Genomic DNA, 17,671 nt, shown 5'->3' with positions numbered 1-17,671 from the left:
CCCGCTTCACCCTTCGGCTTGCCGGTAAATGATGGTGCTGCTGCCCACGACGATCCGCGAGCCGTCGCGGAGCGTAGCGCGGGTGGTGTGCTGCCCGTCCACCACGATGCCGTTGGTGGAGCCGAGATCCTGGATCGTCGAGGGCGTTCCGGTCCGGATCTCGCAGTGCCGGCGGGAGACGCCGGGGTCGTCGATCCGCACGTCGGCCTCGGTGCTGCGGCCCAGCACCAGTGTCGCGCGGGAGATCTGGTGGCGGGTGCCGTTGATCTCGATCCAGTAGCGGGTGCGCCCGCCGCTCATGGGGGCGGCCGCGGGCCGCTGGGTGGCGGGCTGCGGGTAGCCGTATCCGCCGGGGCGGGCGCCGGGGGGCGGCGCGGCCGGCATGGGCGGGGCGGCGGCCGGCGGGTAGCCGTAGCCGCCGGAGGCGTTCTGGCCGGGCCGTCCGGTGGACGGGGCCGGCGAGGGTGCGGAGGGGGCCTGCTGGTTGCTCGAGGAGGCGAGCGTGCGGCTGCGCACCCGGTACAGGCCGGTGTCGAGGTCGTCGGCCTTCTCCAGGTTGACCTTGATCGGGCCCATGAAGGTGTAGCGCTGCTGCTTGGCGTAGTCACGCACCATGCCGGCGAGCTCGTCGCCGAGCTGGCCGGAGTAGGGGCTGAGGCGCTCGTGGTCCGGCGCGCTCAGCTCCACGATGAAGTCGTTGGGTACGACGGTCCGGTCGCGGTTCCAGATGGTGGCGTTGTTGTCGCACTCCCGCTGGAGCGCGCCGGCGATCTCCACCGGCTGGACCTCGGACTTGAACACCTTGGCAAAGGTGCCGTTGACCAGACCTTCGAGGCGCTGCTCGAACTTCTTCAGGACTCCCATGGGGCACCTCCTCCGTCGCTGTCGTCCTGCCTTGCCGTACTGCGGTTCCGTACTGCCTAGCGCGGTACCGCTCACTGATCGTATCCACGCGGCCCGGCAAACAGCCGGTTCCCCGAGCGGCTCCCCTTCGAACTCCTCTTGTCAAGGATCGTAGAGGGGCGTGAAGACCAGTGTCCCGCACCTGGCTGTGGACCTTGCCCGCCTCCTGGGGAGATGGCCATGACCGGTACGAGGTTGATACGCGAACAGGGTCTCCTTGATACGTGGCCAGGGGGAGCGGGCGTGGGCGGGTAAGGGATGTGAATCGGCCCTGTCCGGCGTGCTAATGTTCTGGGTGTCGGAAGGGGCCAACCCGCAAGGGCCGGAGCCGGAGGACACACCCAATGCGCGGGTGGCGGAATAGGCAGACGCGCTGGATTCAGGTTCCAGTGCCCGCAAGGGCGTGGGGGTTCAACTCCCCCCTCGCGCACAGAGGCAACGGGCCCATCGTGATCATCACGGTGGGCCCGTTGGCGTTGGTGGAGTGTCGCCGTGTGGTGTGATGAGTCTCTCAGGTCGCGCGGCGGCGCAGTGCGAGTGCGGCCGGTACGACGGATGCCGTCACCGTGAGCAGTGCGCAGGCGCCCGCGGTGGTGCCGAGTGCGGTCCAGGGGAGGCGTACGGCGGCCGGGGCCGACAGCAGGTGCAGGGCGGCGCCGATCTCCCACAGGTTCAGGGTGGTGACGAGCACTCCGAGGAGTGCGCCGACCGCGACCACCGTCAGGGCCTCCGTGGCCACCAGCCGCAGTGTCTGCGTCCGGGTCGCCCCGGTCAGGCGCAGGACGGCCAGGTCGTGCCGCCGGTCCGAGGTGGCCATCACCGCGGTGTTGGCGACCGAGACGGCGGTGCACAGCAGGGCGATGCCCAGGACCAGCAGCAGTCCGAGGCGGGTGGTGCGGTCGGTGCCCGGGTAAGTCGCGTGCAGCCACTGCTCCTTGGTCAGCACCCGGCCGCCCGAGGCGTGTACGGCCGTGCGCAGTCCCGTGGCCACGGTGTGCGTGTCGGCGCCGGGCGCGAGGGTGACGTCGGCCCGGTCGACCGGTGCGCCGGGGGCGTTGCGCGGGGTGATGTAGACGCCGTTGTCGCCGGTACCGGTGGTCATGACGGCGGCGATCCGCAGGGTCTTCGGGGTGCCGTCGCCGAGCCGGACCCGGACGCGCTGCCCGACGGTGTGCCGCCGCCACTCCTGGTTGACGATGATCGAGCCGTCGTCGAGGTCGGCGACGCGTCCGGCGGTCAGCGGGAGCCGGGCGGTGGCGGCCAGCCGTGCCGGGTCGGCGGCGCGGGCCTCGGATCTGATCAGGGCCACACCGTCCTCGAGGACGTACACCGCGCTGGAGGAGGTCGCCGTCACGCGGGCGCCGGGCACCGCGCGCAGGCGGCTGAGCGTCGCCGCGTCGAAGCCCGTGCCGTCGGTCGTGCCATCGGCTGCGGTGCCGGCCGGGGTGCCCGGGGTGATCACGAACGCGGCGGTCGTCCGGGCGCGCGTCTCGGCGGCCTTCGTCGCGTTCAGGGTCCCGGTGGCGCCCAGCAGTGAGCCCGCTAGGGCGACCGTGATCAGCACCGGGGCGGCGACCGCGGCGGTGCGCCGTACATCGGCGGCCGCGCTCTGCCGCACCAGCAGGCCGGTGACGCCGGGCAGCCGGACCAGCGCGCGCACCACCGGCCGCACGACGGCGGGTGTGAGCAGCGCGACCGCGGTGATCAGCAGCATGGGGCGGCTCACGTACGACTTGCGGTGCAGCAGCTCGCCCGGGTCGCCGGCCAGGGCCAGGCACAGCGTGACGGCGGCCGCCAGCAGCAGTGCCGTACCGCACAGCCACCGGCCGGGAGTCATCGCTCTGCCGTCCACGGACGCCTCGCGCAGCGCCTGGAGCGGTCCGGTGCGTCCTGCCCGCCAGGAGGCGGTCAGCGCCCCGCACACCGCGACGAGCAGGCCCGTCCAGAAGGCCAGGTGGTACGGCCAGACGCTGTCGCCGATCGTGAACCAGCCCGGGGCGAGACCTTCGTCGACGACCCGTCCGGCGAGCCACGGCGCCCCGTACGCGCCGGCCGCGCAGCCGGTCGCCGAGGCGAGCGCGCCGACCGTCAGGGCCTCGGCGAGCACCGTCCGGCGGATCTGCCCGGCGGTCGCCCCGACGGCGCGCAGCAATCCGAACTCCCGGCGGCGCAGGGCGACGCAGAAGGCGAAGGTGGACGCCACGACGAACACCGACACGAAGGCGGTGACCCCGCCGGCCGTGCCGAACAGGGCGTTCAGCGTGGTGAGGGCCTCGTGGTCCCGGTCGGGATCGGCGTCGGCGAGGCGGCGGGCGTCGCCGGTGAGGACCTGGACGTCCGTGTCGTGGGTGTCGTGGGTGCCGTGGGTGCTGCGGATGCCTTGGGTGTCTGGGGTGCCGTTGGTGTTTTCTGTGGTCCGTATCACCTCCTGTACGGCTGCCGGGTCGGCGTCGATGGCCAACTGGGTGCTGGTCGGGGAGAGTTGGGCGGCCCGGTCGTCGGTGTAGAAGACGGCGTGCTCGAAGTCGTGGCGTGCGGTGACGGTTCCGACGACCCGGACGGTGCCGTGGCCGGTGCGGACGCGCTCGCCCGGACGCGCCCAGCCGCCGCTGACGACGACCTCGTCCGCGGTACGGGGCGCGCGGCCCGCGGCGAGGGTGTACGGAGCGAACGCGGCCGTGGACCAGGGGTGGCCGACCAGGTCGTCGGGTCCGCTGTCCGCTCGTACGGGGAACGAGCGGTCCTCGACGACGGTTCCCAGCCGCCTCAATCGGGTGACGGCCGCCGCGGGGACGGGGCGCGGCCGGGCGAGTTCGCTCACGCGTTCCCCGGCCGGGGTGGCCACGCGCAGGGTGTCCGCTCCCTTGACCACGACCGGCGCGGCGGCGAACCGCTCGGGGGCGCGATGGGGTGCGTCCAGGGACGCGGCGAGGGTCAGGCCCGTCACGGTGAGGAGCGTGACCCCGAGGAAGAGGGCGATGAAGCCGCCGGTGAAGGTGGCCCAGCGGGCGCGCAGGGTGCTCAGGGCGAGGGTCAGCACGCCGCGGCCTCCAGTCCCGTCATGTGCGCGGCGATCCGGCCCGCGTCCGCGCCGCTCAGTTCGCCGGTGAGGCGGCCGTCGACGAGGAAGACCACGCGGTCCGCGCAGGAGGCGGCCACCGGGTCGTGGGTGACCATGACCACCGTCCGGTCCTCCCGGTCGACCATGTCGCGCAGCAGCCGCAGCACCTCGCGGCCGGTGCGGGAGTCGAGGGCGCCGGTCGGTTCGTCGCCGAAGAGCACCTCGGGGCGGGTGATGAGGGCGCGGGCCAGGGCGACGCGCTGCTGCTGGCCGCCGGACAGTTCGCTCGGGTGGTGCCGGGAGCGGTCGGCGAGGCCGACCCGGTCGAGCGCCTCACGCACCCGCGCGCGGGAGGGGCGGCGGCCGGCCAGGCGCAGGGGGAGGGCCACGTTCTGCTCGGCGGTCAGGGACGGCAGCAGGTTGAACGCCTGGAAGACGAACCCGATGCGGTCGCGCCGCAGCAGGGTCAGCCGTCTCTCGCTCAGCCCCGCGAGCTCGGTCCCGCCGACCCGCACCGATCCCGAAGTGGGCCGGTCCAGCCCCGCCGCGCATTGCAGCAGCGTGGACTTGCCCGAGCCGGAGGGGCCCATGACGGCGGTGAAGGTGCCGCGCGGGAAGCCGAGGGTGACCCCGTCGAGCGCGGTCACCGCCCCGTCGCCCGTGCCGTAACGCCTGCTGACTGCCCGAAGCCTGATCGCGTCGGTGCTCATCGGTCCCCCTGGGGTCGTCGCCGGTCGGTGGCTCCACGAAACCGTCGGCGGTCCCCTCGGCGCAGTGCGGCAGGACCGAGAACCGGGGTAGGGCCAGGCATACCCCGACTCCCCTGTCTGGACGGATGGTCGGGCCCGCAGTGGCCTCCTACGGTGATCCGCATGCAGCCCCCTCGGAACGTGTGGCAGGCCATGACCCGGCCCGGCTTCCCGCTGTCGGCCTGGCCGTGGCGCTCGGCCCTGTACCTGCTCTCCGGCGTGCTGACCGGTGCCGTCACGCTCGTCGTGCTCGCGGTCACGGCGGTGGCCGGCGGTGTCCTGGCCGTCGTGCTCGTGGGGCTGCCGCTGCTGCTCGCCGCCGCCCTCGCCGGGATCCCGGTGGCCGCGGTGGAGCGGCGCAGGCTGCGCCTGGTCGATGCCGTGCCCGCCGCCGACCCGCACCGGGCGCCCGTGGCCACGGGGTTGCGGGCCTGGCTGGTGACGCGGTTGCGGGAGCGGGCCACCTGGCGGGAGTTCGGGTACGCGCTGCTGTTCGCGGGCCTGCTGTGGCCGGTCGACGCGCTCGCGGTCACCGTCGCCCTGGGCGGGCCGCTGTCCCTGGTCGCCACCCCGCTGCTGATGGCCACGGTCGGCGAGGGCCGCGAGGCGAAGGTGCTCAAGCAGTGGACGGTGACCGGCTGGCCGGAGGCGCTCGGGGTGGCCTTGCTCGGGCTCGTCCTGCTGGCCGCGGGCGCCTACGCGCTGGGCGTCATGGCAGGCGCACGGGCCGCCCTGGCGCGGCTGCTGCTGTCCCCCGAGCCGAGTGAGGCGGTGACCGAACTCACCCGCTCCCGCGCGCGGTTGGTGGACGCCTTCGAGGCCGAACGGCGGCGCATCGAGCGCGATCTGCACGACGGGGCCCAACAGCGCCTGGTCGCCCTGACGATGACGCTCGGCCTGGCCCGGCTGGACGCCCCGCCCGGCCCCCTCGCGGACCAACTCGCCAAAGCTCACGAGGAGGCGGGCACCGCGCTGGCCGAACTCCGCGAGCTGATCCACGGCATCCATCCCAAGGTCCTCGCCGACTACGGTCTCGAGGCCGCCGTCGCCGACGCGGCGGACCGGTGCGCGATCCCCGTCGACGTGGACCTGGAGCTGCCCGGACGGCTGCCCCAACCGGTCGAGGCGGCCGCGTACTTCGTGGTGTGCGAGGCCCTCGCCAACGTCGACCGGCACAGCGCGGCCACCCGCGCGCGTGTGAGCGGCGGACACCGCGCCGGGCGGCTGGTCCTGCGGGTGCGCGACGACGGCCGGGGCGGCGCCGAGGCCGGCCGGGGCAGCGGGCTGACCGGACTCGCGGACCGGGTGTCGGTCCTGGATGGCACACTCTCCCTGTCCAGCCCCGTGGGCGGACCGACCCTGCTGCGTGTGGAGATTCCTTGCGAACCTTGCCGGCCTCGCCCGCCCCGGGAGAGGGCCGAGCGCTGCGCGTAGTGCTGGCCGAGGACAGCGTGCTGCTGCGGGAGGGCCTGACCGGCCTGCTCACCCGTTTCGGCCACGAGGTCGCGGCGGCCGTCGGCGACGCGGAGGCGCTCGTCGCCGCGGCGGCCGAGCACCGCCCGGACATCGTGGTGACGGACGTCCGTATGCCTCCCGGCTTCCAGGACGAGGGCCTGCACGCGGCGGTCCGGCTGCGCGAGCGCCGGCCCACGCTGCCCGTCCTCGTACTGAGCCAGTACGTGCAGCGGGCCTACGCCTCCGACCTGCTCGACTCCGGTGACGGAACCGGTGTCGGCTACCTGCTGAAGGACCGTGTCGGACAGGTCGAGGAGTTCGTGCTGGCGCTGGAGGAGGTCGCGTCCGGCGGCACGGTGGTCGACCCCGAGGTCGTACGGCAACTGCTGCGCCGGCGCCGGGACCCGCTGCAACGGCTCACCCCGCGCGAACGCGAGGTGCTCGCGCTGATCGCCGAGGGCAGGTCGAACAGCGCGATCGCCCGGCACCTGGTGGTCTCCGAGGCGGCCGTCGGCAAGCACATCGGCAGCATCCTCACCAAGCTGGACCTGCCGCCCGCCGGGGAGACGCACCGCCGGGTCCTGGCGGTGCTGGCGTATCTGCGTGGGTGAGGACGGCCCGACCGGCGGGTTTTCCACAGGCGGGGAGTTGTCCACAGGGTCTGACGTGTTTCGGCCACCGGCTGTACGGTCGGCAGGCGTTGATGTTCGTACGAGTGGGCTACGAGTGGGCTACGAGTGGGTTCGGGGGAGGCGGTCGCGATGACCGAGACCGGTGCTGGAGTGGCGGGGACGGAAACCGGAGCGGGGGCGGAGACCGGAGCAGGGGCCGATACGGGAGTGGGGACGGATACGGGAGCGGGGACGGATACGGGAGTGGGGACCGGCACCGCAGAGGTGCGTCGGCTGCCCCGGGTGCGTGGATTCGCCGACTGGCCGGCGCAGGGTTCGCCGAAGGAGGAGGGCAAGGCGTTGCGGGCGAGCATCCCGCGCCGTGCGCACAGCGCCCTGGACCTCGACGGCTCCCGCCCGGACGCGGTCAGCGCGGTGGAGGAGTCGAGCCTCGGCCGTATCCCCGAGCTCACCCCGATCCGGGTCGGCAGGATGGCGGCGACGCCGTTCGCGTTCCTGCGGGGCTCGGCGGGTCTCATGGCGTACGACCTCGCCCGTACCCCCACGACCCGCATAGGCACCCAGATATGCGGTGACGCGCACGCGGCCAACTTCGGCCTGTACGGCGACGCGCGAGGCGGTCTGGTCATCGACCTCAACGACTTCGACGAGACGGTGCACGGCCCCTGGGAATGGGACCTCAAGCGGCTCGCCGCCTCGCTGGTACTGGCCGGCCGGGAGGCGGGCGCCGACGAGGACACGTGCCGTCAGGCGGCACACGGCGCGGTGGGGGCCTACCGGCGCACCATGCGGCTGCTCGCCAAGCTGCCGGTGCTGGACGCCTGGAACGCCATCGCCGACGAGGAACTCGTCTCGCACACCGACGCGCACGACCTGCTCGGCACGCTGGAGCGGGTCTCCGAGAAGGCGCGGGCCAACACCAGCGGGCGGTTCGCGGCCAAGTCGACCGAGGCCGCCGAGGACGGCGGGCGCCGCTTCGTCGACGCCTCGCCGGTGCTGCGCCGCATACCGGACGCGGAGGCCGCGGCGGTGGCGGCGTCCCTGGAGCGGTACGTCACGACCCTCTCCGAGGACCGGCTGCCGCTGCTGGCCCGCCACACGGTGCACGACGTCGCGTTCCGGGTCGTCGGCACGGGCAGCGTGGGCACCCGGTCGTACGTCGTGCTGCTCCTGGACCACCGCGGCGAACCACTCGTCCTCCAGGTGAAGGAGGCCCGTCCCTCCGCGCTGGTCCCGCACCTGGCGACGGCCGGCTTCGAGTCGCCGTCCGTCGACCACGAGGGCCGCCGGGTGGTGCTGGGCCAGAAGCGCATGCAGGTCGTCAGCGACATTCTGCTGGGCTGGACGACGGTCGACGGGCGGCCGTTCCAGGTGCGGCAGTTCCGCAACCGCAAGGGCAGCGTCGACCCCGCCGCGCTCGCTGCCGACCACGTCGACGACTACGGCCGTATGACCGGCGCCCTGCTGGCCCGCGCCCACTCCCACAGCGTCGATCCCCGCCTGATCGCCGGCTACTGCGGCAAGAACGAGGAACTGGACGAGGCGATGGCCGCGTTCGCGGTCGCCTACGCCGACCGCACGGAGGCGGACCACGCGGACCTGGTGGCGGCGGTGCGGTCGGGGCGGATCGCGGCGGAGCTGGGCGTGTGAGGCAGGCGCGCCTGTGCGGCGGCCGGGCGACGCCCTCGTAGCGGGTGACCAGGAGCTCGTCGGGGCGGGCCGAGCGCCGGGCCGGGGCCGGGGGCTCGGTGGCCTACGCTGGTCGGGTGACGACCCCGGAAGCTGAGCAGTCCCAGCCGCCCCGGCCCGAGGAGCGGCTGGAGCGGGCCGTGCGGGCCGCCGAGCAGGCCCTGATCGAGTTCGAGATCGCGGTGGAGACCTTCCGCGTCGAGGTCGAGAACTTCTCCCGGCTGCACGAGCAGCGGCTCGGCCCCATGTACTCCAGGCTCGAGGAACTGGAGGCGCGGATCGCCGAGGCCAAAGCCGCCCGCACCGGCGATCCCGAGGACCTGCGGCGGGCCGAGGAGGCGCGGGCCCGGGTGATGCCCATCCCCGGTGTCGAGGAACTGCTGCACGGCTGGATGGACGGCCACGGACTGTTCCCGGAGGCCGCCGCGATGCTCACCGAGCAGGAGGTGCGGCCCCCGCAGCGGGTCCGCCCCAGCGAGGAGGCCCGCAAGCTCTACCGCGAGCTGGCCCGCAAGGCCCACCCGGATCTGGCGCAGGAGGAGCCCGAGCGGGCGCGGCGCGAGGAGTTCCTCACCCGGGTCAACGCCGCCTACGCCCGTGGCGACGAGGTGCTGCTGCGGGAGCTGGCCGAGGAGTGGGCCGCGGGACCGGCGCTCGCCGAGCGGCTTCCCAGCCGCAGCGAGGAGCTCTACGCCCGTCTGGAGTGGCTGGCCCAGCGCAAGGAACTGCTCGCCCTCGTCGCCCGCGAACTGGAGGACAGCGCGATCGCCTCGATGCTCCGCCTGGCCCCCGACGACCCCGACTCCCTTCTGGAGGAGATCGCCGAGAAGCTCCGCAAGGACGTGGCGGAGCGGGAGGCCGAGCTGGCGGAGCTGCTGGCCCAGGGGTAGCCCGCCCGGTCCCGCGAGCCTCTTCGGGTAGCGTCGGCAGCATGAGTTTCGGAGCTGGTGTGCCCACGGTCGAGGTCACGGACCTCAAGGACGACGACTTCCTGCTGGACGTCCGCGAGGACGACGAGTGGCAGGCGGGTCATGCCGAAGGGGCGCTGCACATTCCCATCAGCGAGTTCGTGGCCCGGTACGGAGAGCTGACCGCGGCGGCTCCGCAGGACGGCCGGGTCCATGTGATCTGCCGCTCCGGTGGCCGTTCGGCCCAGGTCACGATGTATCTGGTGCAGCAGGGCCTCGACGCCGTGAACGTGGACGGCGGCATGCAGGTCTGGGCGGCCGCGGGCCGTCCCGTTGTCACCGATCAGGGGCAGCCCGGTCACGTTCTGTAGCCTCGTCGCCGGGTCAGGCGGTCAGCCCAGCGGATGGGCGGCCAGCAGGTCCCCCAGCGTCTCCTCGTACGCCGCCGCCGGGCCGAGCGACAGCTCCAGCTGTTTGGCCCAGGCGTGGTACCGGTGCAGGGGGTAGTCGGTGTCGGCGCCGAACCCGCCGTGCAGATGCTGCGCGGTCTGCACGACCCGCCGTACGCCGTCCGCGGCCCAGATCTTCGCCACGGCCACGTCCCCGGCGGCGGGCAGCGCGCCCGGCGCGCCCGAGGCGATGCGCCATGCGGCCTGCCACAGCGTGGCCTCCATGGCCCGCAGGTCGATGTACCGGTCGGCGGCCTGCACGGCGACCGCCTGGAAGGTCGCGATCGGGTGGCCGAACTGCTCACGCTTGCCGGTGTAGTCGCTGGTCATCCGCAGCACCCGCTCGCCCAGCCCGAGCGCGAGCGCGCACGTCCCGGTGGCCAGCAGCGCGCGCAGCCGTTCCCAGGCGCCGTCGGCCTCGATGACGTCCTCGGCCGCGATCCGCGCGGACCGCAGACGCAGCTCGCCCAGCCGCTCCCCGGAGGTGGAGACCTGCTCGGCGAGCACGGCACCGTCATGGCCGCGGGGGACCAGCGCGAGGACGGTCCGGTCGGCATCGGTGTGCGCCGGTACGACGACGAGGTCGGCGCCGTACGCCCACGCCACCCCGGTCTGCACCCCGTCCAGCACCCATGCCTCGCCGTCCCGCCGTGCCGTCACGGCGAGTTCGGCCGGGTCGTGACCGGTGCGTCCGTGCGCCGCGACGGTGAGCACGAGCTCGCCCCGCCCGGCACGCGGCAGCAGCCGGGCCCTCAACTCCTCGCTGCCGTAGGCCTGTACGGCCGCCGCTGCCGCGCTGCTCTCCAGCAGCGGCACCCGCGCCAGTACCTTCGCGGACTCCCGCAGCACCAGGCACAGCGCGATGGCGTCCAGGCCCGCGCCGCCGTACCCGTCGTCGAGCAGCAGGCTCAGCAGGTCCGCGTCGGCGAGCCTGGACCACAGTGCCCGGTCGAAGTCCTCGGCCACGGCGCCCGTGGTCAGCGCGGGGCTCGGTACCGCGTCCGGCGCGATCCCGGCGAACACCCCCCTGGCCGCCTCGGCCGCCGCCAACTGCTCCTCGGTGAAGGTGAAGTCCACGGTCCTGTCCTCCCGGCGGATCCGCCCGTCCAGCGGTGCTCATCTGACGGTCCGTCAAGATAGAACAGGTTCTAGAAGAAGGGAACGGTGCGTCAGCGGTCGAAGTCCAGCTCCACCTTCTCCGTCACCGGATGCGACTGGCAGGCCAGCACATACCCGGCCTCCGTCTCCTCCGCCTCCAGCGCGAAGTTGCGGTCCATGCGCACCTCGCCCGCGACCAGGAAGGCGCGGCACGTTCCGCACACCCCGCCCTTGCAGGCGTAGGGCGCGTCGGGCCGGTTGCGCAGCACCGTCTCCAGGAGCGACTCGCCGTCCCGGACCGGCCAGGTCCCGCCGCGCCCGTCGAGCCGGGCGGTCACGCTGCTGTGCGCGGGGGCCACGGTGACCGTCGCCGGTGCGGCGCCCGCGTCCACATGGAAGATCTCCTCGTGAATCCGGGCCCGGTCCACGCCAAGGCCCCGCAGCGCCCGCTCCGCGCCCTGCACCAGCCCGTAGGGACCGCACAGGAACCAGCCGGCCACCTCGCCCACCGGCAACAGCGCCGGCAGCAGTCCCGTCAGCCGCTCCTGGTCCAGCCGCCCGGACGGCAGTCCCGCCTGCTGCTCCTCCCGGGACAGCACGGTCACCAGCTGCAGCCGCTCCGGATAGCGGTCCTTGAGGTCGGCGACCTCCTCCAGGAACATCGTGGAGGCGGCCGTGCGGTCGCTGCGTATCAGGCAGAACCGGGCGCGGGGCTCGCGCGCCAGCAGCGTGGAGACGATCGACAGCACCGGGGTGATCCCGCTGCCGCCCACGATCGCGGCGTACAGACCGGGCGCGGGTTCGAGGGTGAACCGCCCGGCCGGGGTCATCACCTCCAGCTCGTCGCCGACGTTCACCTCCTTCAGCGCGTACGTCGAGAACGCCCCGGCCTCGACCAGCCGCACCCCGACCTTCAGGGTGCGCGGTCCCTCGCCGCCGGGCTCGGGCGCCGGCGAGCAGATCGAGTACGTCCGCCGTATCTCGACCCCGTCGGCCCGGCGCCGCAGCGCGAGGTGCTGGCCCGGCGCGTGCCGGTACTCCTCGCGCAGCTCGGGCGGGACGGTGAAGGTGAGGGCCACGGAGTCGTCGGTGAGCCGGTCGACCGCGGCCACCGGGAGCGGGTGGAAGCGGGCCATCACAGCTCCTTGAAGTGGTCGAACGGTTCCCGGCAGGCCAGACAGCGCCGCAGCGCCTTGCAGGCGGTGGACGAGAACCGGCTCAGCAGCTCGGTGTCGGCGGATCCGCAGTGCGGGCAGCGGACGGGGGCGGACTGGTCGGTCGCGTCGGTCGCGGTCGCGTCGGGCTCGCCGACGTGGGTGCGGGTGCGGGTCGGTCCCAGTGCCAGGGCCACCGGCCCGGCGTCCCGTCGCACGCGCGGGGGAGCTATCCCGAACTCCCGCAGCTTGCGCCGCCCTTCGTCGGAGATGTCGTCCGTCGACCAGGCGGGCGTGAGCACCGTGCGCACGGTGACCTCCCGCATGCCGTGCTCGCGCAGCACCCGCTCTATGTCGAGGGACATCGCCTCGATCGCCGGGCAGCCGGTGTAGGTCGGCGTCAGCTCGACGTCCACGGCGTCCGTGCCGCGCACCCGCACACCGCGCACCACGCCCAGCTCCTGAAGGGTGAGCACGGGCAGCTCGGGGTCGGGGACGGAGCCCGCGAGGCGGAGCAGCTCGGTCTCCAGGGCAGTCGTCGCGGTCACCATGACGCCCCCGGGTGGCTGCGGTGCAGGTGCTGCATCTCGGCGAGCATCCGCCCGAACGGCTCGGTGTGCAGTCCCTGGCGGCCGGCGCCCGCCGACCACGCCCCGGTCCGCGATCCCTCGGGGACCGTCAGGGTGGCCCGGCGCAGCACGTCCCCGACCGACTCCAGCCAGGCCGTCTCCAGGGCCGCCCGGTCGGCGTCCAGGCCCTCCACCGGCTGGAACATCTCCCCGGTGAACCGCCACAGGGCCTCGCACGCCCGCCGCATCCGCTCGTGACCGGCCTCCGTGCCGTCGCCTAGCCGCAGGGTCCACTGCTCGGCGTGGTCGCGGTGGTAGGCGACCTCCTTGACGGCCTTCGCTGCGAGCGGGGCGAAGGGGCCGCTCCCGGTGGCCAGTTCGCCGTAGAGCAGGTGCTGGTAGGTGGAGAAGTACAGCTGGCGGGCGATGGTGTGCGCGAAGTCGCCGTTCGGCTGCTCCACCAGCTGGAGGTTGGTGAAGGCGCGCTCCTCGCGCAGATACGCCAGTTCGTCCTCGTCCCCGGCCATCGACAGCAGGACCCGGGCCTGTCCCAGCAGGTCCAGCGCGATGTTGGCGAGGGCGACCTCCTCCTCGAGGACGGGCGCGTGGCCCGCCCATTCGCCCAGGCGGTGGGAGAGCACCAGGGCGTCGTCGCCGAGGGCGAGGGCGGCCGTCATGGGCACGGTGGTCGCCGTCACAGGTGCTTCACCCCTTCCGGGATCTCGTAGAAGGTCGGGTGCCGGTACGGCTTGTCGGCGGCCGGTTCGAAGAACGGGTCCTTCTCGTCGGGGGAGGACGCCGTGATCGCGGACGCGGGGACGACCCATATGGAGACGCCCTCGCCGCGCCGGGTGTACAGATCGCGGGCGTTGCGCAGGGCCAGTTCCGCGTCCGGGGCGTGCAGGCTGCCGGCGTGGGTGTGGGAGAGGCCGCGGCGGGAGCGCACGAAGACCTCCCACAGGGGCCAGTCGGTGGTGGTCATGCTCGGCTCGCTCCTGTCCCACCGGTGTGCTTGTCACCGGTGTGCTTGGCCGCGTACGCCGCGGCCGCCTCCCGTACCCACGCGCCCTCGTCGTGTGCGCGGCGGCGCTGGGTGATGCGCTGTTCGTTGCACGGGCCGTTGCCCTTGAGGACCTCCTGGAACTCCGCCCAGTCGATCGCGCCGAAGTCGTGGTGCCCGCGCTCCTCGTTCCACTTCAGGTCGGGGTCCGGCAGGCTCAGGCCCAGCGACTCGGCCTGCGGGACGCAGATGTCGACGAAGCGCTGGCGCAGCTCGTCGTTGGAGTGGCGCTTGATCTTCCACGCCATCGACTGCGCGGAATGCCGCGAGGCGTCGTCGGGCGGGCCGAACATCATCAGGGACGGCCACCACCAGCGGTCCACCGCGTCCTGCGCCATCGCGTGCTGCTCCGGCGTGCCGCGGCTGAGGGCGAGCAGCAGCTCGTACCCCTGGCGCTGGTGGAAGGACTCCTCCTTGCAGACGCGGATCATCGCGCGCGCGTACGGCCCGTACGAGCAGCGGCACAGGGGCACCTGGTTGGTGATGGCGGCGCCGTCCACCAGCCAGCCGATCGCGCCGACGTCGGCCCAGGTCAGGGTGGGGTAGTTGAAGATCGAGGAGTACTTCTGGTGGCCGCTGTGCAGCTTGTCGAGGAGTTCCTCCCGGCTGGTGCCCAGGGTCTCGGCGGCGCTGTACAGGTACAGCCCGTGGCCGGCCTCGTCCTGGACCTTGGCCATGAGGATGGCCTTGCGGCGCAGCGAGGGAGCGCGCGTGATCCAGTTGGCCTCCGGCTGCATGCCGATGATCTCGGAGTGGGCGTGCTGGGCGATCTGCCTGACCAGGGTCGCGCGGTAGGCGTCGGGCATCCAGTCGCGCGGTTCGATGCGCTCGTCCGCGGCCACGGCGGCGTCGAATGCGCGCTCGTACGCCTCCGTGCCGGCGGTGCGCTGCGCGGCTGCTGTGGCCATGCGGTCCCCCTGAGCTTGGGCTCTGCTGGAGCACTCTCCCGACCGATCGTTCGGTCCGTGTCGATTCAATGGTGGGGCGAGTCGCCGCGAGGTGTCAACCGCTGTGGACAATCACTCCCACAGCCTGTGGACAACCTGGTCGTCACCCTGTCCCCCGCCGTGCCGCGGCGCATCGGCAGTGCCTCGGGGCTGCGCCGGACGGGTGAGGCTGAGTACCGTTCCGTGCGGGTGCCGACGAGCCGTGCGATGCCCGTGGGCCATACGGCGTGACAGGGAAACGGGGCGGAATGGACGCGTACGACGAGGACTCGACGGCCCCGCCGGGGCCTGACGGCTCGGGCGGGACGCGTCACCGGCCCGGGCCGGACGCCACCGACGGGCCGGCCGAGGAGCAGCAGGGGCAGGAGAACAGCCCGCGCACCGGCCTGGCCGCGCTCTCCCTCCGCTATCAGGTCGGTGCCGCCCTCGCGGTGGCGGTCGTGGCGGTGGGCGCGTGTGTGCACCTCGGCATGGTGTTCCTGCACGTCGCACCGGCGAACACGGTGACGAAGCAGCACGGCCGGGCGATCGACGAGTGGATCTACCCGGAGTTCGAGCAGAACTGGAAGCTGTTCGCACCGAATCCGCTGCAACAGAACATCGCGGTGCAGGTCCGCGCCGAGGTCCGGGCGGCGGACGGCACGGACACGGCCACCGGCTGGTACGACCTGTCGGCGCAGGACGGCGAGGCGATAGACGGCAGTCTGCTGCCCAGCCACACCGAGCAGAACGAGCTGCGCCGGGCCTGGGACTTCTTCGTCGCCACGCACGGCGCCGACAACCGCCCGGCGGGCCTGCGAGGCTCCCTCTCCGAGCAGTATCTGCGCCGCATCGTGGTCCGGCGTCTGTACGCCGAGGACGGCATGGGCCGGGAGAGCGTCATCCGCCGTGTCCAGGTCCGCTCCCGCACGACCAGCGTGCCGCCGCCCACGTGGAGCCACGAGCAGGTCTCCGACACCCCGGTCTACCGGTCGCTGCCCTGGTGGACGGTGACGCACGACGAGGCCGCGGGAGGTGTGCGGTGAACCGTCTCGTGCTGCCGGTCTCCCGCGGCATCGCCCGTGTCACCGAGTCGGCCCTCGGTCCCTACCAGTCCGCCGTGATCCGTATCGGCTCCGCCGGGACCTGGCTGCTGTTCCTGCTGCGCGAGTTCCCCCACCGTGAGCAGCTCTACGGCCCGGACGGCCCCTGGAGCTGGGCCATGGCCCGCCGCCTGACCTCGGACAACGGCGCCTTCTCGGCTCTGATGTGGACGGACGGGCGGGCCTGGTTCCAGACGTTCTACGTGCTCGCCCTCGTCGCGAGCGCCCTGCTCCTGCTGGGCTGGCGCACCCGCACGGCGTCCGTGCTGTTCATGGTCGGCGTGCTCTCCCTGCAGAACCGCAGCGTCTTCGTGGGCGACGGCGGCGACAACGTCCTGCACCTGATGTCGATCTACCTGGTGTTCACCCGCTGCGGCCAGGTGTGGTCCCTGGACGCCCGGCGGGCCGGGCGCGCGGCGGCGGCACGCGCGCGTGGGGAGCGGGTCACCGACCGGGTCGGCCCCCCGCTGTGGGGGGTGCTCGGTCTGGCGCTGGCCTGGGTGACGCTGACGGGCAGCCTGCACGGCGGCCTGTTCGTCCCCGTGCTGCTGTGGACGTTCTGGCTGGCTCAGGGCCTGTGGTGGGCGGTGGGGCGCCGCAGCCGCTCGGCGGAGCCCCGGATCCTGCTGGACGTGGGGGCCAACATCGTCCACAACGGCGCCCTCTTCGTGATCATGGCGGAGGCCTGCCTGATCTACGCCACGGCCGGCTGGTACAAGATCCAGGGCTCGCGCTGGCAGGACGGCACGGCCGTCTACTACCCGCTGCACCTGGACTACTTCTCGCCCTGGCCCGCCCTCGCCGACCTGCTGACGGCCAACGGCACCCTGGTCATGCTGGTGACGTACGGGACGGTCGTCGCCCAGGTCGCCTTCCCGTTCACCCTGTTCAACCGGCGGGTCAAGAACGTGCTGCTGGCCGTGATGATGACCGAGCACGCCGTGATCGCGGTCGTCCTCGGGCTGCCCTTCTTCTCGCTGGCGATGATCGCCGCGGACTCGGTGTTCCTGCCGACGTCCTTCCTGCTCCGGCTCGGCGGCTGGGCGACGCGCGCGCGTGAACGGCTGATGCGGCGCGGCGGCCGGGACCTGCCTCCGCCGCGCTCGTCCCAGGACAGTGAGACCGCCCACGTAGGCTTCGGGGCATGACCGGCCCCGTGACCCGCTGGCGCGAGCGCGCCGCCGCCTGTGTGCTGCTCGACGGCTTCCACGCCCTCAAGCACGCGGTGCGCTTCGGGGCCGAGGTACCGGTCGCGGTCACCACCGACCGGCCGGCGGCGCTCGCCCTCGCCGAGGAGCTGGCCCCGGACGTCCGGGACACGCTGGACGCGCTCCTGACCGAGGTGCCGGAGGCGACGTACGCGAGCCTGGTGCCGCGTCCGCACCCCACCGCCGTGGCCGCCCTGGCCGTACGGCCGTCCCGCGCGGCCAACCTGGAGAAGCTGGCGCGCGCCCCGCGCGGGGCGCCCGTCGTGGTCCTCGACAACCCGCGCAATCTCGGGAACGCGGGGGCCGTGATCCGGCTGGCCGCCGGCTTCGGGGCGACCGGGGTCGTCACCACGGGCACGCTCGACCCATGGCATCCCACGGTGGTGCGCGGCGGGGCGGGGCTGCACTTCGCGACCGCCGTGGAGCGGCTGACCGTCGCCGAACTGCCGCCCGGCCCCCTGTTCGCCCTCGACCCGGAGGGCGAGGACCTCCGGGGCATGAAGCTGCCGGACGACGCGGTGCTCGCCTTCGGCTCGGAGCGCAGCGGGCTGTCCGCCGAGCTGCGCGCCCGCACCGACCACCTGGTCTCCCTGCCGATGCGCCCCCAGGTCTCCAGCTACAACCTCGCGACCAGTGTGGCCATGACGCTGTACCACTGGAGCGCCACCGGGGGCGCGCCGGCCTGAGCCGGTCCTGGAGCCCGATCC

Annotated in this window: 17 protein-coding genes and 1 tRNA gene; 9 read left to right on the top strand and 9 right to left on the bottom strand. The window is 73.3% G+C overall.

Going from position 1 to position 17,671, the window contains the following annotated elements:
• Window positions 1-6 precede the first annotated feature (6 nt).
• Complete coding sequence (locus ABZ915_RS10050) at window positions 7-864, bottom strand: DUF3662 and FHA domain-containing protein (RefSeq protein ID WP_361798779.1); 858 nt, start codon at window positions 862-864, stop codon at window positions 7-9.
• 385 nt (window positions 865-1,249) lie between these two features.
• Between ABZ915_RS10050 and ABZ915_RS10045 the strand changes: the two genes are divergently transcribed.
• Window positions 1,250-1,333, top strand: a tRNA-Leu gene (locus ABZ915_RS10045).
• A gap of 81 nt (window positions 1,334-1,414) precedes the next feature.
• Here ABZ915_RS10045 and ABZ915_RS10040 read toward each other — a convergent pair.
• Window positions 1,415-3,943: an ABC transporter permease gene (locus ABZ915_RS10040; RefSeq protein WP_361798776.1), complete on the bottom strand. Its 2,529-nt coding sequence runs from the start codon at window positions 3,941-3,943 to the stop codon at window positions 1,415-1,417.
• Complete coding sequence (locus ABZ915_RS10035) at window positions 3,937-4,674, bottom strand: ABC transporter ATP-binding protein (RefSeq protein WP_361798773.1); 738 nt, start codon at window positions 4,672-4,674, stop codon at window positions 3,937-3,939. The genes ABZ915_RS10040 and ABZ915_RS10035 overlap by 7 nt, the downstream gene beginning before the upstream one ends.
• A gap of 192 nt (window positions 4,675-4,866) precedes the next feature.
• Between ABZ915_RS10035 and ABZ915_RS10030 the strand changes: the two genes are divergently transcribed.
• The 5 genes from ABZ915_RS10030 (at window position 4,867) to ABZ915_RS10010 (ending at window position 9,768) form a co-directional block, all read left to right on the top strand.
• Window positions 4,867-6,147: a sensor domain-containing protein gene (locus tag ABZ915_RS10030; protein WP_361799483.1), complete on the top strand. Its 1,281-nt coding sequence runs from the start codon at window positions 4,867-4,869 to the stop codon at window positions 6,145-6,147.
• Window positions 6,147-6,779, top strand: coding sequence for a response regulator transcription factor (locus ABZ915_RS10025; RefSeq protein ID WP_361799480.1), 633 nt, complete (start codon window positions 6,147-6,149; stop codon window positions 6,777-6,779). Before ABZ915_RS10030 ends, ABZ915_RS10025 begins: the two co-directional genes overlap by 1 nt.
• Window positions 6,780-6,929: 150 nt before the next feature.
• Complete coding sequence (locus ABZ915_RS10020; protein ID WP_361798770.1) at window positions 6,930-8,450, top strand: DUF2252 domain-containing protein; 1,521 nt, start codon at window positions 6,930-6,932, stop codon at window positions 8,448-8,450.
• Between the two features lie 116 nt (window positions 8,451-8,566).
• A complete protein-coding gene (locus ABZ915_RS10015; protein WP_361798767.1) occupies window positions 8,567-9,379 on the top strand; it encodes a hypothetical protein in 813 nt (270 codons plus the stop codon).
• 59 nt (window positions 9,380-9,438) lie between these two features.
• Window positions 9,439-9,768 carry a rhodanese-like domain-containing protein gene (locus ABZ915_RS10010; protein ID WP_361799477.1) on the top strand — a complete coding sequence of 110 codons (330 nt, stop codon included), beginning with the start codon at window positions 9,439-9,441 and terminating at the stop codon, window positions 9,766-9,768.
• A gap of 21 nt (window positions 9,769-9,789) precedes the next feature.
• Here the strand turns inward: ABZ915_RS10010 and ABZ915_RS10005 are convergent, their stop codons facing one another.
• From ABZ915_RS10005 to paaA, 6 genes are all read right to left on the bottom strand, one after another.
• Entirely contained in the window at window positions 9,790-10,923 is a 1,134-nt protein-coding gene (locus ABZ915_RS10005) for an acyl-CoA dehydrogenase family protein (protein ID WP_361798764.1), read from the bottom strand.
• 92 nt (window positions 10,924-11,015) lie between these two features.
• Window positions 11,016-12,080 carry a 2Fe-2S iron-sulfur cluster-binding protein gene (locus ABZ915_RS10000; RefSeq protein ID WP_361798761.1) on the bottom strand — a complete coding sequence of 355 codons (1,065 nt, stop codon included), beginning with the start codon at window positions 12,078-12,080 and terminating at the stop codon, window positions 11,016-11,018.
• Window positions 12,080-12,649 carry a 1,2-phenylacetyl-CoA epoxidase subunit PaaD gene (paaD, locus tag ABZ915_RS09995; RefSeq protein ID WP_361798758.1) on the bottom strand — a complete coding sequence of 190 codons (570 nt, stop codon included), beginning with the start codon at window positions 12,647-12,649 and terminating at the stop codon, window positions 12,080-12,082. The genes ABZ915_RS10000 and paaD overlap by 1 nt, the downstream gene beginning before the upstream one ends.
• Entirely contained in the window at window positions 12,643-13,344 is a 702-nt protein-coding gene (paaC, locus tag ABZ915_RS09990) for a 1,2-phenylacetyl-CoA epoxidase subunit PaaC (RefSeq protein WP_361799474.1), read from the bottom strand. Before paaC ends, paaD begins: the two co-directional genes overlap by 7 nt.
• Window positions 13,345-13,361: 17 nt before the next feature.
• Complete coding sequence (gene paaB / locus ABZ915_RS09985) at window positions 13,362-13,649, bottom strand: 1,2-phenylacetyl-CoA epoxidase subunit PaaB (RefSeq protein WP_355929675.1); 288 nt, start codon at window positions 13,647-13,649, stop codon at window positions 13,362-13,364.
• Window positions 13,646-14,635 carry a 1,2-phenylacetyl-CoA epoxidase subunit PaaA gene (gene paaA, locus ABZ915_RS09980; protein ID WP_361798754.1) on the bottom strand — a complete coding sequence of 330 codons (990 nt, stop codon included), beginning with the start codon at window positions 14,633-14,635 and terminating at the stop codon, window positions 13,646-13,648. The genes paaB and paaA overlap by 4 nt, the downstream gene beginning before the upstream one ends.
• A 287-nt stretch (window positions 14,636-14,922) precedes the next feature.
• Here paaA and ABZ915_RS09975 point away from each other — a divergent pair, with 287 nt between their 5' ends.
• From ABZ915_RS09975 to ABZ915_RS09965, 3 genes are read left to right on the top strand one after another with little or no spacing between them, the layout of a single operon-like run.
• A complete protein-coding gene (locus tag ABZ915_RS09975) occupies window positions 14,923-15,699 on the top strand; it encodes a DUF5819 family protein (RefSeq protein WP_361798751.1) in 777 nt (258 codons plus the stop codon).
• Window positions 15,696-16,904 carry an HTTM domain-containing protein gene (locus tag ABZ915_RS09970; protein WP_361798748.1) on the top strand — a complete coding sequence of 403 codons (1,209 nt, stop codon included), beginning with the start codon at window positions 15,696-15,698 and terminating at the stop codon, window positions 16,902-16,904. Before ABZ915_RS09975 ends, ABZ915_RS09970 begins: the two co-directional genes overlap by 4 nt.
• Window positions 16,901-17,650: a TrmH family RNA methyltransferase gene (locus ABZ915_RS09965; RefSeq protein ID WP_361798745.1), complete on the top strand. Its 750-nt coding sequence runs from the start codon at window positions 16,901-16,903 to the stop codon at window positions 17,648-17,650. Before ABZ915_RS09970 ends, ABZ915_RS09965 begins: the two co-directional genes overlap by 4 nt.
• The last annotated feature ends 21 nt before the right edge of the window (window positions 17,651-17,671 follow it).

The organism is Streptomyces sp. NPDC046915, from assembly GCF_040644935.1.
Taxonomy (GTDB): Bacteria; Actinomycetota; Actinomycetes; order Streptomycetales; family Streptomycetaceae; genus Streptomyces.
The sequence above is the reverse complement of the archived record's forward strand: the minus strand, read 5'-3'. Positions and strand labels throughout refer to the sequence as shown.

Excerpts from the sequence above, each read along its gene's own strand:
- ABZ915_RS10050 (WP_361798779.1), bottom strand. The coding sequence starts at position 864 with ATGGGAGTCCTGAAGAAGTTCGAGCAGCGCCTCGAAGGTCTGGTCAAC.
- ABZ915_RS10035 (WP_361798773.1), bottom strand. The coding sequence starts at position 4,674 with ATGAGCACCGACGCGATCAGGCTTCGGGCAGTCAGCAGGCGTTACGGC.
- ABZ915_RS10030 (WP_361799483.1), top strand. The coding sequence starts at position 4,867 with ATGACCCGGCCCGGCTTCCCGCTGTCGGCCTGGCCGTGGCGCTCGGCC.
- ABZ915_RS10020 (WP_361798770.1), top strand. The coding sequence starts at position 6,930 with ATGACCGAGACCGGTGCTGGAGTGGCGGGGACGGAAACCGGAGCGGGG.
- ABZ915_RS10000 (WP_361798761.1), bottom strand. The coding sequence starts at position 12,080 with ATGGCCCGCTTCCACCCGCTCCCGGTGGCCGCGGTCGACCGGCTCACC.
- paaD (WP_361798758.1), bottom strand. The coding sequence starts at position 12,649 with ATGGTGACCGCGACGACTGCCCTGGAGACCGAGCTGCTCCGCCTCGCG.
- paaC (WP_361799474.1), bottom strand. The coding sequence starts at position 13,344 with ATGACGGCCGCCCTCGCCCTCGGCGACGACGCCCTGGTGCTCTCCCAC.
- paaB (WP_355929675.1), bottom strand. The coding sequence starts at position 13,649 with ATGACCACCACCGACTGGCCCCTGTGGGAGGTCTTCGTGCGCTCCCGC.
- paaA (WP_361798754.1), bottom strand. The coding sequence starts at position 14,635 with ATGGCCACAGCAGCCGCGCAGCGCACCGCCGGCACGGAGGCGTACGAG.
- ABZ915_RS09975 (WP_361798751.1), top strand. The coding sequence starts at position 14,923 with ATGGACGCGTACGACGAGGACTCGACGGCCCCGCCGGGGCCTGACGGC.
- ABZ915_RS09965 (WP_361798745.1), top strand. The coding sequence starts at position 16,901 with ATGACCGGCCCCGTGACCCGCTGGCGCGAGCGCGCCGCCGCCTGTGTG.